Annotated in this window: 16 protein-coding genes; 10 read left to right on the top strand and 6 right to left on the bottom strand. The window is 69.5% G+C overall.

Translation table 11 applies throughout. The annotated features are described in order from the left end of the window. Positions 1–75: 75 nt before the first annotated feature. Together H5399_RS04710 and H5399_RS04705 are read left to right on the top strand one after the other, a co-directional pair. Complete coding sequence (locus tag H5399_RS04710; protein ID WP_220489026.1) at positions 76–645, top strand: sigma-70 family RNA polymerase sigma factor; 570 nt, start codon at positions 76–78, stop codon at positions 643–645. Next, the gene (locus H5399_RS04705; RefSeq protein ID WP_182781824.1) at positions 642–1,268 is read left to right on the top strand and encodes an anti-sigma factor; all 627 of its coding nucleotides are present in this window, start codon (positions 642–644) and stop codon (positions 1,266–1,268) included. Before H5399_RS04710 ends, H5399_RS04705 begins: the two co-directional genes overlap by 4 nt. Positions 1,269–1,278: 10 nt before the next feature. Here the strand turns inward: H5399_RS04705 and H5399_RS04700 are convergent, their stop codons facing one another. Continuing rightward, complete coding sequence (locus tag H5399_RS04700) at positions 1,279–3,288, bottom strand: thioredoxin domain-containing protein (RefSeq protein WP_182781823.1); 2,010 nt, start codon at positions 3,286–3,288, stop codon at positions 1,279–1,281. A gap of 94 nt (positions 3,289–3,382) precedes the next feature. Between H5399_RS04700 and H5399_RS04695 the strand changes: the two genes are divergently transcribed. Beyond that, positions 3,383–3,967 (top strand): rhomboid family intramembrane serine protease, encoded by a 585-nt coding sequence (locus tag H5399_RS04695; RefSeq protein ID WP_182781822.1) that lies wholly within the window; start codon positions 3,383–3,385, stop codon positions 3,965–3,967. Here H5399_RS04695 and mca read toward each other — a convergent pair. After that, positions 3,964–4,860 carry a mycothiol conjugate amidase Mca gene (gene mca, locus H5399_RS04690; RefSeq protein WP_182781821.1) on the bottom strand — a complete coding sequence of 299 codons (897 nt, stop codon included), beginning with the start codon at positions 4,858–4,860 and terminating at the stop codon, positions 3,964–3,966. The genes H5399_RS04695 and mca overlap by 4 nt on opposite strands. Before the next feature lie 59 nt (positions 4,861–4,919). Between mca and H5399_RS04685 the strand changes: the two genes are divergently transcribed. After that, positions 4,920–5,321 (top strand): DUF4307 domain-containing protein, encoded by a 402-nt coding sequence (locus tag H5399_RS04685; RefSeq protein WP_182781820.1) that lies wholly within the window; start codon positions 4,920–4,922, stop codon positions 5,319–5,321. 12 nt (positions 5,322–5,333) lie between these two features. Next, positions 5,334–5,834 carry a transcription elongation factor GreA gene (gene greA / locus H5399_RS04680; protein WP_182781819.1) on the top strand — a complete coding sequence of 167 codons (501 nt, stop codon included), beginning with the start codon at positions 5,334–5,336 and terminating at the stop codon, positions 5,832–5,834. A 3-nt stretch (positions 5,835–5,837) separates the two neighbouring features. On the opposite strand, the gene H5399_RS04675 is transcribed toward greA, so the two are convergent. Next, positions 5,838–6,248 (bottom strand): DUF2089 domain-containing protein, encoded by a 411-nt coding sequence (locus H5399_RS04675; protein WP_182781818.1) that lies wholly within the window; start codon positions 6,246–6,248, stop codon positions 5,838–5,840. A 1-nt stretch (position 6,249) separates the two neighbouring features. After that, the gene (locus H5399_RS04670) at positions 6,250–7,053 is read right to left on the bottom strand and encodes a hypothetical protein (protein ID WP_182781817.1); all 804 of its coding nucleotides are present in this window, start codon (positions 7,051–7,053) and stop codon (positions 6,250–6,252) included. 117 nt (positions 7,054–7,170) lie between these two features. Here H5399_RS04670 and H5399_RS04665 point away from each other — a divergent pair, with 117 nt between their 5' ends. Genes H5399_RS04665 through H5399_RS04655 form a run of 3 tightly spaced genes read left to right on the top strand, consistent with a single transcriptional unit; the run spans position 7,171 to position 9,582 of the window. After that, positions 7,171–7,848: a uracil-DNA glycosylase gene (locus tag H5399_RS04665; protein ID WP_182781816.1), complete on the top strand. Its 678-nt coding sequence runs from the start codon at positions 7,171–7,173 to the stop codon at positions 7,846–7,848. Positions 7,849–7,878: 30 nt separating this feature from the next. Then, positions 7,879–8,544, top strand: coding sequence for a peptide-methionine (S)-S-oxide reductase MsrA (msrA, locus tag H5399_RS04660; RefSeq protein WP_182781815.1), 666 nt, complete (start codon positions 7,879–7,881; stop codon positions 8,542–8,544). Positions 8,545–8,586: 42 nt separating this feature from the next. Continuing rightward, positions 8,587–9,582 carry a hypothetical protein gene (locus H5399_RS04655; RefSeq protein ID WP_182781814.1) on the top strand — a complete coding sequence of 332 codons (996 nt, stop codon included), beginning with the start codon at positions 8,587–8,589 and terminating at the stop codon, positions 9,580–9,582. 9 nt (positions 9,583–9,591) lie between these two features. On the opposite strand, the gene H5399_RS04650 is transcribed toward H5399_RS04655, so the two are convergent. Then, complete coding sequence (locus H5399_RS04650) at positions 9,592–10,482, bottom strand: neutral zinc metallopeptidase (RefSeq protein ID WP_182781813.1); 891 nt, start codon at positions 10,480–10,482, stop codon at positions 9,592–9,594. Between the two features lie 93 nt (positions 10,483–10,575). Here H5399_RS04650 and H5399_RS04645 point away from each other — a divergent pair, with 93 nt between their 5' ends. Continuing rightward, a complete protein-coding gene (locus tag H5399_RS04645) occupies positions 10,576–11,271 on the top strand; it encodes an NUDIX hydrolase (RefSeq protein ID WP_255421955.1) in 696 nt (231 codons plus the stop codon). Here H5399_RS04645 and H5399_RS04640 read toward each other — a convergent pair. Next, positions 11,256–12,068: a Bax inhibitor-1/YccA family protein gene (locus H5399_RS04640; protein WP_182781812.1), complete on the bottom strand. Its 813-nt coding sequence runs from the start codon at positions 12,066–12,068 to the stop codon at positions 11,256–11,258. The two genes, H5399_RS04645 and H5399_RS04640, sit on opposite strands and share 16 nt — an antisense overlap. A gap of 129 nt (positions 12,069–12,197) precedes the next feature. Here H5399_RS04640 and H5399_RS04635 point away from each other — a divergent pair, with 129 nt between their 5' ends. Further along, positions 12,198–13,616 (top strand): MBL fold metallo-hydrolase RNA specificity domain-containing protein, encoded by a 1,419-nt coding sequence (locus H5399_RS04635; RefSeq protein WP_182781811.1) that lies wholly within the window; start codon positions 12,198–12,200, stop codon positions 13,614–13,616. The last annotated feature ends 3 nt before the right edge of the window (positions 13,617–13,619 follow it).

Below are 13,619 nucleotides of genomic sequence, written 5' to 3'. Positions count from 1 at the left end.
TCCACATGGTTCCCAGGGGCGGGAGCCGCGCCCCGTCTGTCCCGTCCGCCGCATGGCGTGTGCAAGACTGGGCCCGTGATCGTCGAAGCTCCCGCTACCCCCATCGGGGTCCTGGCCACACGCTTCGCGGCCGGGGACGAGTCGGCGCTCCAGGAAGCGTTCACGCGGTGGTCGCGGCTCATCCACACCATCGCACGCAGCTCACTCGGTTCTTCGGATGACGCCGACGACGTGACGCAGCAGGTCTTCATCGCCGCCTGGAACTCGAGGGCCAGCCTCAGGGCGAGCGACGAGTCCCTTCCGGCGTGGCTGATCGGCATCTGCCGGCTCAAGGTCATCGACGCTCTCCGGGCCAGGACGCGTGCGTTCCGCAAGGACGAGGCCATGACGCAGGAGGCGTTCGCCGGGGATCCCCCCATCGAGGCGGCCCGGGTGGACGAGGTGATCGACTCGGTCATCATCCATGACGCGCTGGCTGCGCTCGGAGACCCCCGGGCAACCATCCTCCGCCTGGTCTACCTGGAGGATCGCACCCACGACGAGGTCGCCAGGCGGCTTGATCTGCCGCTGGGAACCGTGAAGAGTCACGTCAGACGAGGTTTGGAAAGGCTGAGAGCAGTGTTCGAGGAGGTGGACGCAGCATGATCGAGCGCGAGAGTTTCCCGTTGGACGCAGTGGCTGACCGCTTCCGCCGCGCTGCCCGCGCCGAACCCCAATGGTCGGATCCCGGCGACGGCACCTGGGACGCCATCGCGGCCGCCACCGGGGTCGCGGCGGCACCGGGCCCACCAACGCCACCCGAGCCTGCGTCTGCCCCGAGCGTCGGGATCGGCCGCCGGGAGTGGCTGTTCGGGCTGGGCGGCGTCCTCCTGGGCGCAGCCGCCGGCGCCACCGGGATGTGGGCCTCAGGTGGGGCGGCAGAGCTGGGCGACGCGGTGCGTCGCGCCGTCCTCACCCCCCTGGACCGCCCCGATGAGGAGCTCGGCCGCGCGGAGTTGCTCCGCCGCAGCGCCGGCTACAGCCTGGCGGTCGAAGTGCCCGGCGGGGTGAACAACCCCAACGGCTACGTCGAGGTCTGGCTGATCAACATCGACCTCGCGCGCATGATCTCGGTGGGCGTCTTCGCCGCAGACGAGGTGGGCCGCTTCACCATCGACCCGTCGCTGATCGAGTCGGGCTATCTCATCGTGGACCTCTCCAACGAGCTGTTCGACGACGAGCCCCGTCACTCCGGCGACACGATCATGCGCGGAGAACTGCAGCTCTGACCCTGGTGCGCTACACCCGGGACCAGAGCGGCGTCTTCAGCTCGTTGTAGTCGGTCACCGGGTCGAAGCACACCGTGCCGCGGCACACGTAGACCGCGTGCTCGGTGCGGTGCTCGAGGTGCGACCCCCAGCCGTCCGCGCCCTCGGACGCCGTCAGCACCACCGACCCGGGCGGGGCCAGCCGCCACGCGGCGCGGGCCAGCTCGTCGAACGGGTCAGGGCTCACCACCACCGCGACAGCGGGCTTCAGCCCTCGGCGCGCCTCGTCCGACATCATCAGGTCGGCCAGCGCCGCGCCCGCGAACCGGGGGGTCTCGGCAACCGCGACCCATGTGGTCCGGGCGGCGGCCTCCGCCCTGTCGACGAGGTCCTGCCGCTCGGCGAGCAGGCCCACCACCCGCAGCGCCGCCACCAGGGCCGACGTGCCGCTGGGCGTGACGCTGTCGGTGAAGGAGCGGGGCCGGTCGAACAACCCGGTCTCCGCCGCGTCGTAGAACCCGCCGTCGGCGTGGCCGAACAACTCGACGGCGCGGTCGGCCAGCGCCTCCGCCCGGCGCAGCCATCGGGCGTCCCCCGTCGCCCCGGCCAGCAGCGCGAACGCCTCGGCAACGGCCCCGAAGTCCTCCGCGACACCCACGCCCTCGCCCGCGACACCCTCGCGCGAGGAGCGCCGAAGGTCGCCGTCGGCCAGGTGCACCGCGACGAGGTGCTCGGCGGCTCTCACCGCCAGCTCCAACCACCCCGGCTCGTTGAACACCATTGACCCGGTCACCAGCGACGAGATCATCCAGCCGTTCCAGGCGGCCACCACCAGCGCGTCGGAACCGGGACGGAAGCGGGTGCCGCGCTCCTCCAGGAGGACTGCGGCCACCTCCTCCAGCTTCGCGAAGTCCGGCCGTCCGCGGAGCTGCAGCGTGGACAGCCCGTCCTCGAACGTGCCGCCCCTGGTCACGTGGAAGACCTCGGAGGCCCACTCCCCCAACTCCGGGCCGAGGGCGTCGTCGAGCAGTTCCGGGTTCCAGAGGTAGAAGATGCCCTCGTGGACGGCGCCTCGGATGTCGCAGGAGTCGGCGTCGAGCCCGCTGATGAAGGCGCCCTGCTCGCTCACCATCTCCCGCTCCAGCCATTCAACGATGCCGTAGGCGGTGCGCTCGAACAGCGCCCGCAGGCCGGAATCGTGGTCTGCGGTGCGGCGCCAGCCGCGCACGTAGGTGCCCAGCAGCAGCGCGTTGTCGTAGAGCATCTTCTCGAAGTGGGGCACCACCCAGCCGGCGTCGACGGCGTAGCGGTGGAAGCCCCCGCCCACCTGGTCGTAGATGCCGCCGCGGGCCATGGCCTCGAGGGTGCGCTGGGCGAGCTCGAGCGTGCGCGGGTCGCCCTTGACCAGGAGCGCGTCGATGAGGGTTGGGGCCGGGAACTTGGGCTGATGCCCGAAGCCGCCGTGGATGAGGTCGAAGGAGGACTCGACGGTGTCGACCGCCTGGCGCAGGTCCGGCGCCGCCTCCTGCACGGGCGCCTCGTGGCCCTTGAGCGTGGCGACGATGTGGTCGGCCGAGCCGATGATCGTGTCGCGGCGCGAGCGCCACGCCTCCGCCATCGCCTCGAGCACCTGGCGCAGCGAGGGCTGTCCGCCCTGCGGCTCCGGGGGGAAGTAGGTGCCGGTGAAGAACGGGGCGCCGGAGGGCGTGAGGAATGCTGTCATCGGCCAGCCGCCCGACCCTCCGTTCATCGCCTGGGTGGCAGTCATGTACACCGCGTCGACGTCGGGGTGCTGCTGTCGGTCCACCTTGATGGCCACGAAGTGCTCGTTGAGGTAGCGGGCGATCTCGGGATCGTCGAACGACTCGTGGCTCATCACGTGGCACCAGTGGCAGGAGGCGTAGCCCACGGACAGCATGATGGGCCGGTCCAGCTCGACGGCTGCGGCGAGGGCCTCCGGGGACCACTCCCACCAGTCGATGGCTTGGTGTGCGTGCTGCAGGAGGTAGTCGCTGGCGGACTGGGCGAGGCGGTTGACCATGCGCGTAAGCGTATCGGCCGCCGCCACGGGAGTCGCGGCGGGTACCCTCCCCCGGTATTGTGCGCCGGCTTGCCCCGTCCGACACACTTGAGTCATGCCCCAAGCACAGGCCTCACCCCCCACGCTGTCCCGCGCCCTCGTCGTCGTCGGCGGCCTGCTGGCCCTGATGTGGGGTCTGGAGGTGATCGACGTGTTGACGCTCAACAGCCTGGACAATCTCGGCATCGAGCCACGCCAGACCAGCGATCTGCCCAACATCCTGGTGGCACCGTTCCTGCACTTCGGATGGCCTCACCTGATCGGCAACACGCTGCCCTTCCTGGTACTCGGCGTCCTCACCTACCTCGCCGGAGTGGTGCGGTGGGTGGTGGCCAGCATCACCTCCGTGCTGACCTCAGGCCTGGCGGCCTGGTTCCTGTCCCCGGTGGGCACCATCACCGCCGGGGCCTCCGGGGTCATCTTCGGCTGGCTCACCTACCTCCTGGTGCGGGGGATCTTCAGCGGCAGGCCCGGCCAGATCGCCATCGCGGTGGTGGTCTTCCTCCTCTACGGCTCCGTGTTGTGGGGGGTCTTCCCGACGGCGCCTGGGGTCAGCTGGCAGGCTCACCTGGGCGGGGCCATCGGCGGCGTGGTCGCGGCCTGGCAGCTGCACCGTCGCCCGGATCAGCAGCGCGCCTAGATGTAGAACTCGGGCGTGGTGGGGAGGTCGCGGAGGCCGGCGAAGAGGTCGGTCTCCGGGATCATCGTCGGCACCTTGGAGATCACCAGCTGGTAGTCCTCCGTGGGCCAGCCCGCCTGCTGGATGGCCAGCGGCACCGTGAACCATGGCCCGTCGGGGTCGATCTGGGTGGCGTGTGCCCTCAACGCCTCGTCGCGGGCCGGGAAGTACTTCGAGCACTCGACGAACGTGGTCAGCCGTGCGTGTGAGTACGGGTCGTCGTCGCGGGCCGGAACCTGGTAGTCCAGCCCGCTCTCGTGCATCGCCATCTCCAGCATCTCGTAGCGACGACGGTGGAAGCTCATGTGGTAGTACAGCTTGGCCGCCTGCCACGCCTCGCCGTGCTCGGGCCAGGCCTCCGGGTCCGCGGCCGCGCGGAACGCCTCCACCGTGATCCGGTGGCACATGATGTGATCGGCGTGCGGATACCCGCCCCGCTCGTCGTAGGTGGTCACGACGTGGGGCCGGAACTGGCGGATCACCGCAACCAGGCGCCCCGCCGCGACCTTCGGGTCCTGCAGTCCGAAGCACCCCTCCGGCAGTGGCGGCGGCGGATCCCCCTCGGGGAAGCCGGAGTCCACAAATCCCAACCAGACCTGGCTGATGCCCAGGATCTCCCTGGCCCGCTCCATCTCGCGCCGCCGGATCTCGGCGATGTTGGCCTCCACGAACGGGTCTCCCGCGAGCTTCGGGTTGAGCACCGAGCCCCGCTCCCCTCCGGTACAGGTGGCCACCATCACCTGAATTCCCTCGTCGACGTACCTGAGGGTGGTGGCCGCGCCCTTGCTGGACTCGTCGTCGGGGTGGGCGTGGACGTGCAGCAACCGCAGCTGGGTGGGCTCGGGGCCTGGCATGCCCCGTATTGTGGCAGGCGCGGATGGCCGGCCGGCGCGGGCAGGGCACAATGGACGGCGTGACCAGCCAGGACGAAGCCCGCATCGCCGCCCGCTACCCCAGGCGTTCCGCCGTGGATTACCTGATCGGCGGCGGGGCCGCCCTCGCCGTGCTGGGCGTCATCGTGCTGGTGGTCGTCACCGGGATCACCCGGGCCAACCCGCCTGTGGCCGCCATGGTCCGCGACTTCGACGTCATCAGCCCCACGAAGGTTGTCGCGGCGCTCGTGATCCAACGCACGGATCCCTCCACGCTGGTGGAGTGCAGCATCTACGCGCAGGCGACCTCCTACGAGAAGGTCGCCGAGCAGCTGGTGAAGGTCCCGGCCGGCACCGAGGTACTCACCACCGTCGAGGTGACGCTGACCACGGTCAAGGAGGCCACGAGCCTCAGCATCGAGGGGTGCCGCGCGGTGGGCTGATAGGCTTGCTGAATGTCTGAAACTTCTACCGACGTGGTCTGGCTCACGCAAGAGGCCTACGACAAGCTCGAGGCCGAACTCAACAATCTGAAGCTTGTGGGGCGCCCGGACGTGACCGCACGCATCGCCTCTGCCCGCGAGGAGGGCGACCTCAGCGAGAACGGCGGCTACCACGCCGCCCGCGAGGAGCAGGGCCAGATGGAGGGGCGCATCCGTCAACTCGAGCACCTGCTGCGGCGCGCCCAGGTGGGCGAACCGGAGGGCGCGCACGACGAGGTGGCGCCGGGAAAGGTGATCACGGTCGCCTACGACGGCGACCCCGACGACACCGAAACGTTCCTCCTCGGCTCCCGCGAGATCCTGGGCTCTGATTCCTCCATCAGCCACGCGGTCTCGCCGCAGGCGCCGCTCGGCGCCGCCGTCGTCGGCGCGAAACTGGGCGACGAGGTGCGCTACGAGGCGCCCAACGGCCGCGAGATCATGGTCGTGGTGACCGGGATCACCACTCTCTGACCCTTACCCGAGCAGCTGGGCCGCCACCTCGGCGCTCAGCTCCCCCCCAGCCACCCGCGCCAGGATCTGATCCTGTGCGCTCGCCGACGGGGGCGCCTCCGACGGGGACGCCTCCGATGTGGGCGCCTCGTCGGTCGGCGTGAGGCCCAGCTTGGCCAGCACGGCGTCCAGACGGGCCCTCGCCGTCGGGTAGGAGACCTGGAGATGCTTCTCCACCTCACGCAGGTTTCCCCGGGAGCCGAGGAAGACCCGAAGCAGGCCGAGGTCGGCCTCGCTCAGCGCACAGAAGTCACATCCGGCGAACTCGCCGGCGATCTCGGTGCCGCACTGCAGGCATCCCTTGCGGATGGTGATGAGCGCTTCCCCGCACACGGGGCAGTCCGCGGGGGCGTGGTACAGGTGGCGTCCGGTCATCTCAGTCCTCCGACCTGATGGTGGCCATGCCCATCACGACGGCCACGTCGAGCCGCGCCGAGCCGTTGCCGACGACATATTCGTCGACGCCTTCGCCGCCCCCTGGCCAGGTGATCCTGCCAAGGCGCGCCTCGCCACGGATGGTGACGTTGGCGCCCTTCGTGAGATGGACCGTGAGGGTGCCGGACTCGACCCTGAGTCGCGACCGACCCATGCTGATGGGGCCGCTGATGCTGATCCCGCCGGCCTGACTCAGCAGGTCCTCCACCTCGTGCACGTCCTCAAGGCTCGAGCCGCCGGCCGTCACCCTGATCCGTCCCAGCCTCGGCACATTCAGGGTGCGCAGCCCGCCGGTGGTGACCTCCGCATCGACGATGAGCTGAGGGTTGACGCGGATGGTGAGTTCCTTGCCCAGCCCGATGTCGCGGAGATCGTCGAGGTTGCGCGGTGGCCGGATCAGGGAGAATCCCTGGAAGCTGGGGCCGAACTCGCCGGTGGAGTTGACCTCCATCACCGTGCCCACGCGGCGCAGGACGTGCGGGCCGTCGATGGTCAGCGTCGAGACGGTGGGGTCTCCCTCGATCCGCACCCGCCGGCCCACCGCGGTGACAGAGATGCGCGCCAGCCCGCCGGCCTTGGGACCGCCGGGGGCGGAGTTGTCCGCGGGTGTGTCGCGGGGCGTGTCCTGCGGGGTCGTCAGGGCTGCCGCCGCCTTCGCTGCTTCGATGCGGCGGCCGGCTTCGGCGGCGTCGATGCGCCCGGCGGCCAGGTCGTCCAGGATAGGACCGAGATCGGGGTTGGTCATGACCTAATGGTAAGCCTACTTTCCATATTCGGAAGTCCCGGTTGCCATTTATCGGGGGAGGGTCAGGTGCATCCCTGGGCGACTCACGAGGTCTGGGCGTGTGCCAGAGTTGGTCACATGCCGAAGCCGCTCGCCGAACTCGTCGCACCGGACTGGGCCGCGGCCCTCGCCCCGGTGGAGGACCGCATCGCCGCCATGGGCGCCCTTCTTCGGGAGGAGGTGGCCGAGGGGCACGGCTACCTGCCGGCCGGGGAGAACATCCTGCGCGCGTTCACGCGCCCACTCGCGGAGGTGCGCGTGCTCATCCTCGGGCAGGACCCCTATCCCACCCCCGGCAACGCCGTCGGCCTGTCTTTCTCGGTGGCCCCGGAGGTCCGCCCCCTGCCTGGCAGCCTGGTCAACATCTACCGTGAGCTGAAGGCGGACCTGGGCATCGAGCCGGCGCCCCACGGGGATCTGACGCACTGGTTCGAGCAGGGCGTGCTGCTGCTCAATCGTGTGCTGACGGTGCGGCCCGGCGCGCCCGCGTCGCACAGGGGCAAGGGCTGGGAGGAGGTCACGGCGTGCGCGGTTGAGGCGCTGGCGGCCCGGGGCGGCCCGCTGGTGGCGATCCTCTGGGGACGGGACGCGCAGACGGCCCGCCCACTGCTGGGCGAGGTGCCGGTGCTGGCCAGCGCCCACCCGTCGCCGTTGTCGGCCAGGAGCGGCTTCTTCGGGTCGCGGCCCTTCAGCCAGGCGAACCTCCTGTTGGACGAACAGGGCGCCGCCCCCATCGACTGGCGCATCCCATCCTGAGCCCTTGGGGGGCCGGTTAGCATCGTAACCATGGAGATCGACGTCCTCGCCTGGCTCAACGCCCGCCGCGGCCACCCGCAGATGGTGTCGGAGGCCGATGCCCTCGCCGGCCGAAGCGCCCCCGTGCTGTCCCCGATGCCCGTCCACGAGGTGCTCGGCCTCCCCCTCGACGAGGTACCCGCAGGCTGCGAGGTGGCCTACTTCGCGCTCGGTTGCTACTGGGGTGAGGAGCGGCTGTTCTGGGAGACCGAGGGCGTGGTCAACACCGCTGCCGGCTTCATGGGCGGCTTCACCCCCAACCCCACCTACAAGGAGACCTGCACGGGCCTCACCGGGCACACGGAGACGGTGCGCGTGGTCTTCGACCCGACCCGCGTCTCGTTCGAGGACCTGCTGAGGCTGTTCTGGGAGAACCACGACCCCACTCAGCTCAACCGACAGGGTAACGACGTCGGCACCCAGTACCGCTCGGCCGTGTTCGCCGTCGACGACGCCCAGCGCGAAGCGGCTGAGCGCACGCGAGCCGAGTTCCAGGCCCGCCTCACCGAGGCCGGATACGGGCAGATCACCACGGAGATCACTCCCGGCGCCACCTTCTACTACGCCGAGCGTGAGCATCAGCAGTACCTGCACAAGAACCCCCACGGGTACTGCCCCAACCACGCCACCGGCGTGCGGTGCGGCCCACGGGCCTGACCTGTGGAGTGGGTGCCCCCCGGCCCCTTCTACACTGGCGCCATGAGGACGTGGCGGATCGGGGCGGTGGCGCTGCTTGCCCTCGTCGCCGGCTGCACAGCACCCGCCCCCGGTCTGACCGGTAGCGGGTCCCCCACACCGGACATTCCGTCAGCCAGCCCAACCCCCTCTGCCACGGCGTCGTTCACCGGGAGGCCGCTGCCTGACAGCTACTTTCCCTTGGACTTCACCGTCACCGTGCCCCTGGCGGACGGCTCCGCGGGAGAGGTGGTCGCCGAGTTGCACCGGGTTGCCGGGGGCCTTCCGGTACTCAAGGTGGACGTGACCGCAGACGCGGCCACGCTCAGCGCGCTGCTCCCCGACCTGTCTGTGGCCACCTACCAGTGGCGCGACGGCACGATCAGCCGGGTGGACTCTGACGTGCAGTACTTCGAGCAGGCCACCTTCGACCCCGAGGATTTTCCCGTGGATTCGGTGGGGCGGATGTTCGACATCGCAGACCTCCGCGGGGTCCGCGGAGACCTGGTGCTGCAGATCGTGGACTACCGCGACGGCCAGGTACTCATGACCGTCACGTCCAGGCCCGAGTCCGAGACCGTCTTCTTCCGGCAGGACGGCACCGCGGTGGCCGTGCTGGGCATGACCAGCGTGGCGGACATCACCTCGGGCATCGAGGAAGTGATCGGGGAGGACCTCGAGGCCTACGCCGTCGGGTTCAACGCCACCCGCGGCTACTGGGCCGACCTTCCCGATGCGGAGGGCGGGGTGGTGCTGAACCGGGCACGCGTGGGCGCCGTCCCCGTCTTCGAGACCCGCCGCAACGACTCACCCACCGTAGCCACGTTCGACCCATCGCTGATCCAGGCTGCCGCGCTCGCCAAGGCGGTGGCCCAGTTCCAGACCACCCCGGAGGAGCAGTGCGACGTCGTCATCGACATGAGCCTGCAGCGCTCCGCGCCGGTGGTCAAGGTGGACTGCCAGGGCGAGCTGCACTACGCGGACCTCGAAGGCCGCGACATGACGGCGCTCGTCGACTGAACGCGGGCCCTACTGCCCCAGGTCGTCGGTGGAGAAGGTGTCGCACACATTCGGATCGCCGCTGTTGAAGCCCTTGGCCACCCACAGCTGGCGCATCTCGGACGAGCCATGGGTCCAACTCTCGGGGACCACACGGCCGCCCTGTTGCTGCTGGATGTGGTCGTCCCCGACGGCCCGCGCCGCGTCCACGATGCGGTTCAGGTCGTCCTGGGTGATGGACTCGATCGGCGACTCGGGATCCTGGAGCGTATTGGCGAACCACACCCCCGCGTAACAGTCCGCCTGCAGCTCCAACCGGACCTGGCCCGAGGTGGGGCCGGAGTCGTTGCCCATCGAGCGAGCCTGCTGCATGGTGCCGGTGAGGTTGGAGATGTGGTGGCCGTACTCGTGCGCGACGATGTAGGCCTCTGCGGCGTAGCCCCCGGCTGCGCCGAGCTGGTTGAGCAGGACGCCCATGAACTCCGTGTCGATGTAGATCGTCTGGTCGCCTGGGCAGTAGAACGGGCCCATCTCGGAGGAGCCGGTGCCGCAGGCTGTGGCCACCTGCCCGCTGAACAGCTGCGTGGTGGCCGGGCTGTAGCCCTCGACGACCTGGCTCCAGTAGTTCTCGATCGCGACGACATAGGCGGGCCAGCGACATTCCGGGTTGCTCTCGATGTCCGCCCCGGTCTGGCAGTCCGGATTCGGTTCGACCTGCTGGGGCGCCGCCTCACCGCCGCCGAGGATGTCGTCCGGATTGATGCCCAGGTTGCCGCCGCCGAACACCATGAGCAGAATCGCGATGATGAGGCCACCGAGCCCGCCGCCGACCGCCAGGCCACGGCCGCCGCGCCTGCCCCCACCGCCGCCGCCGTAGCGAATGTTGGCGTTGTCGATTCGGGCATTGTCACGAAACTCCACGGCGCGCCTCCCTCAGCTCTGTTCCGCCATACTAACCGCCGGCCGTCATCGCGGCGCTCAATCGCGCCCGGGGGCACCGTCTAGACTTGTCCAATGCGCGTCGTGGGGGTCACCAGTCCAGTGGGGGCGCCGGTGATCAGCTACCACGTGGAGCACGGGCAGCACCCGAAGGTGACCATGTTCGACCACGGCTTTGTGCCGATCCGGCCCCTGTCCGCCACCATGCACGACGGCGAGATCTTGTTCACCTGGCTGGTGCGCGACGTGTGCGCCGCGGATCACCGCCCCCTCGAGCGGCACACCGTGTACGTGGCCTCCTCGAGTGAGACCCCGCACCGGCATCAACGGATCGGCGCCTACGCGCTCGTGGTCTCCGACCGCGGCCTCCTCGGCACCATCAATTCCTCCGTCACTGCGGCCCCCGGCACCTGGGCCCTGCCCGGCGGCGGCGTGGACCCGGGCGAATCACCGGCGGACGCCGTGCTGCGGGAGGTGTTCGAGGAGACGGGCCAGAACGTGGTCATCGACAGGGTGTTGACCCTGGAGTCCGAGCACTGGGTGGGGCGCTCATTGGCGGGGCGGCTGGAAGACTTTCACGCCCTCCGCGTGGTCTACGGGGCCACATGCGAAGCACCCAGCGACCCCGTCGTCCACGATGTGGGTGGATCGACGCAAGGGGCCAGCTGGGTGCCGACGCGCTCCTGGCGCTCACTGCATTGGACCAATGGCTCGCGGACGCTGCTCTCGCAGTACGCCCGCAAGCTCAGCCGGCCTCAGTTCCTGAAGTAGCTCATGATGCGCAGGATCTCGGTGTACAGCCACACCATGGTGACCGTGATGCCGAGGGCCGCGCGCCACGATTCCTGAGCCGGGGCCTGGGCGGCGATGCCGCGCTCCACGGAATCAAAATCCACCACGAGGCTGAGCACGGCCAGGATGACCGCGATCACGGAGATGCCGATGGACAGCAGGCCGGCGCCCGAGCCGATGTCACGGATGCCGAGGTTGATGCCGAACAGCGCAAGGACGAGGTTGACCAGGAACACGGCCGCCAACGACGCCGTGGCGATGAACACGACCTTGCGGAACTTCGCGGTGACCCTGATGTTGAAGAACTTGTACGCCGCGAGGGTGGCGCCGGCTGTCACGAAGGTGGCGAGCACGGCGGAGACCACGATGCCGGGGTACATCATCTCGAACAGGAGCGAGAACGCGCCGACGAAGACGCCCTCGATGACGGCGTAGAACAGCACGCCGCCGATGGGGAGCTTGGCGCGGCCGGCCACCATCAGTACGGTCACGAACCCGACCAGGGCCGAGACGATGACCGCCGGGTACAGCAGGTTCGGCGGCATGAACATGAAGGTGGCGATCGCGGTGACGAAGACCACGCCGAGCATGATGGCCGTCTTGGCGATCACGTCGTCGAGCGTCATCACGCCGCCGGTGCGGACCGGCTGCTGGTAGGGGGCGGTGGCCGGCGGCGGGTACTGGGAGTACTGCTGCTGGTCATAGCCGTAGGTGGGCTGCTGCGGGGCAGCGTTGCGGGTGAAGGCGTCGGGGCGCCCGATGATGGGATTTGCCATGTCACTTGCTCTTTCTGGGTGCAACCCGAGGAGGAGGCTGTCGATCTCCATGGTACCGAGAGGCGCAACCAAAGCTGTGCTTCGCCCACTCGGGCGCGGCGTCGCCACCCCCGTGCCAGGATCGTGGGTATGCGAACACCTCAGAGCGCGACCCTGACGTTCCTCGGGGCCGCTGGCACCGTGACAGGCTCGAAGTACCTCCTGACCATCGATGGGCGACGCATCCTCGTCGACGCGGGCATGTTCCAGGGGGAGAAGCAGTGGCGCACCCAGAACTGGGCCCACTTCCCCGTCGATCCTGCCTCGATCTCCGACGTGCTCCTCACGCACGCGCACGCCGACCACACCTCCTACCTGCCCGCGCTGGTCAAGCACGGCTTCCGCGGGCCCATCTGGTGCACGGAGGCCACGGCCCGGCTGGCGGAGATCATCCTTCGGGATTCGGGGCGGCTGCAGGAGCAGTCCGTGAGGGACGCGCTGAAGGGCGGCTACTCCAAGCACGAGCCCCCCGAGGCGCTCTACACCAGCGCGCACGTGGAGGACACGCTCCCGCTGATGCGCCCGGTTCCTTGGGATGAAGACGTGGATCTCGACGGCGTCCTGGCACGCTGGGTCCGCGCCGGGCACATCCTCGGCTCGGCGAGTGTCCACGTGAGCTTCGGCGGGCGGAGCGTCCTGTTCTCCGGGGACCTCGGCCGCCACGATCACCCGATCCTCAAGCCCCGTGAGACCCCGCCCGGCGCGGATGTGGTGCTGTGCGAATCCACCTACGGAGACCGGGAACATCTCGAGCCGGAGTTGGCGCACGAGCCGTTCGCCGAAGCAATCAGGCGCACCGTCGCCCGGGGCGGCCAGGTCGTGGTGCCGGCGTTCGCGATCGACCGGACCGAGACCGTGCTGCATGCCCTGGTGCAGCTGACCCGAGAGGGACGGATCCCCCAGGTGCCCGTGGTGGTGGACGGGCCGATGTCGATCGCGGCGCTGGCCGTGTACGCCGATGAGTCGCTGGGCGAGCTTGCCGACGACATCACGTTGGCCGACTTCACAGACCTGGACCTCAGCGAGGCACGCGAGGCCAAGGACTCGAAGAAGCTCAACCTCCGCACCGAACCCATGATCATCGTCAGCTCGTCGGGCATGGCCGAGGGCGGCCGCGTGCTCTATCACCTGCAGCGCCTCCTGCCGGATCCCCGCAACACCGTGGTCCTCACTGGATTCCAGGCCGAGGGGACCCGTGGCCGCGCGCTGGAGGACGGAGCCCACACGGTGAAGATCAACGGGCGCTACGTGCCCGTCAAAGCCGAGATCGTCCGCGACCACGAGTTCTCCGTGCACGGTGACGCGTCGGACCTCCTGGACTGGCTGCGCGCCCTGGGCAGGGAGCCGGAGACGGTCTTCGTGACACACGGCGAACCGGCCGCCGCCGCCACCTTTGCGCGGCGGATCGAGGACGAGCTGGGGTGGGTGGCCGTGGTGCCGAGATTCGGAGAGGTGGTCAGTCTGTTGGCCGACGGGGCGGAACCGGAGGACCTGGACGTCCCGGAGTGACCG

Origin of the sequence: Tessaracoccus sp. MC1627 (genome assembly GCF_014164725.1) — a bacterium.
In the GTDB taxonomy this organism is placed as follows: Bacteria; Actinomycetota; Actinomycetes; order Propionibacteriales; family Propionibacteriaceae; genus Arachnia.
The sequence above is the reverse complement of the archived record's forward strand: the minus strand, read 5'-3'. Positions and strand labels throughout refer to the sequence as shown.

Coding starts and splice junctions, on each gene's coding strand:
- H5399_RS04705 (WP_182781824.1), top strand. CDS start 642: ATGATCGAGCGCGAGAGTTTCCCGTTGGACGCAGTGGCTGACCGCTTC.
- H5399_RS04700 (WP_182781823.1), bottom strand. CDS start 3,288: ATGGTCAACCGCCTCGCCCAGTCCGCCAGCGACTACCTCCTGCAGCAC.
- H5399_RS04695 (WP_182781822.1), top strand. CDS start 3,383: ATGCCCCAAGCACAGGCCTCACCCCCCACGCTGTCCCGCGCCCTCGTC.
- mca (WP_182781821.1), bottom strand. CDS start 4,860: ATGCCAGGCCCCGAGCCCACCCAGCTGCGGTTGCTGCACGTCCACGCC.
- greA (WP_182781819.1), top strand. CDS start 5,334: ATGTCTGAAACTTCTACCGACGTGGTCTGGCTCACGCAAGAGGCCTAC.
- H5399_RS04675 (WP_182781818.1), bottom strand. CDS start 6,248: ATGACCGGACGCCACCTGTACCACGCCCCCGCGGACTGCCCCGTGTGC.
- H5399_RS04670 (WP_182781817.1), bottom strand. CDS start 7,053: ATGACCAACCCCGATCTCGGTCCTATCCTGGACGACCTGGCCGCCGGG.
- H5399_RS04665 (WP_182781816.1), top strand. CDS start 7,171: ATGCCGAAGCCGCTCGCCGAACTCGTCGCACCGGACTGGGCCGCGGCC.
- msrA (WP_182781815.1), top strand. CDS start 7,879: ATGGAGATCGACGTCCTCGCCTGGCTCAACGCCCGCCGCGGCCACCCG.
- H5399_RS04655 (WP_182781814.1), top strand. CDS start 8,587: ATGAGGACGTGGCGGATCGGGGCGGTGGCGCTGCTTGCCCTCGTCGCC.
- H5399_RS04645 (WP_255421955.1), top strand. CDS start 10,576: ATGCGCGTCGTGGGGGTCACCAGTCCAGTGGGGGCGCCGGTGATCAGC.
- H5399_RS04640 (WP_182781812.1), bottom strand. CDS start 12,068: ATGGCAAATCCCATCATCGGGCGCCCCGACGCCTTCACCCGCAACGCT.
- H5399_RS04635 (WP_182781811.1), top strand. CDS start 12,198: ATGCGAACACCTCAGAGCGCGACCCTGACGTTCCTCGGGGCCGCTGGC.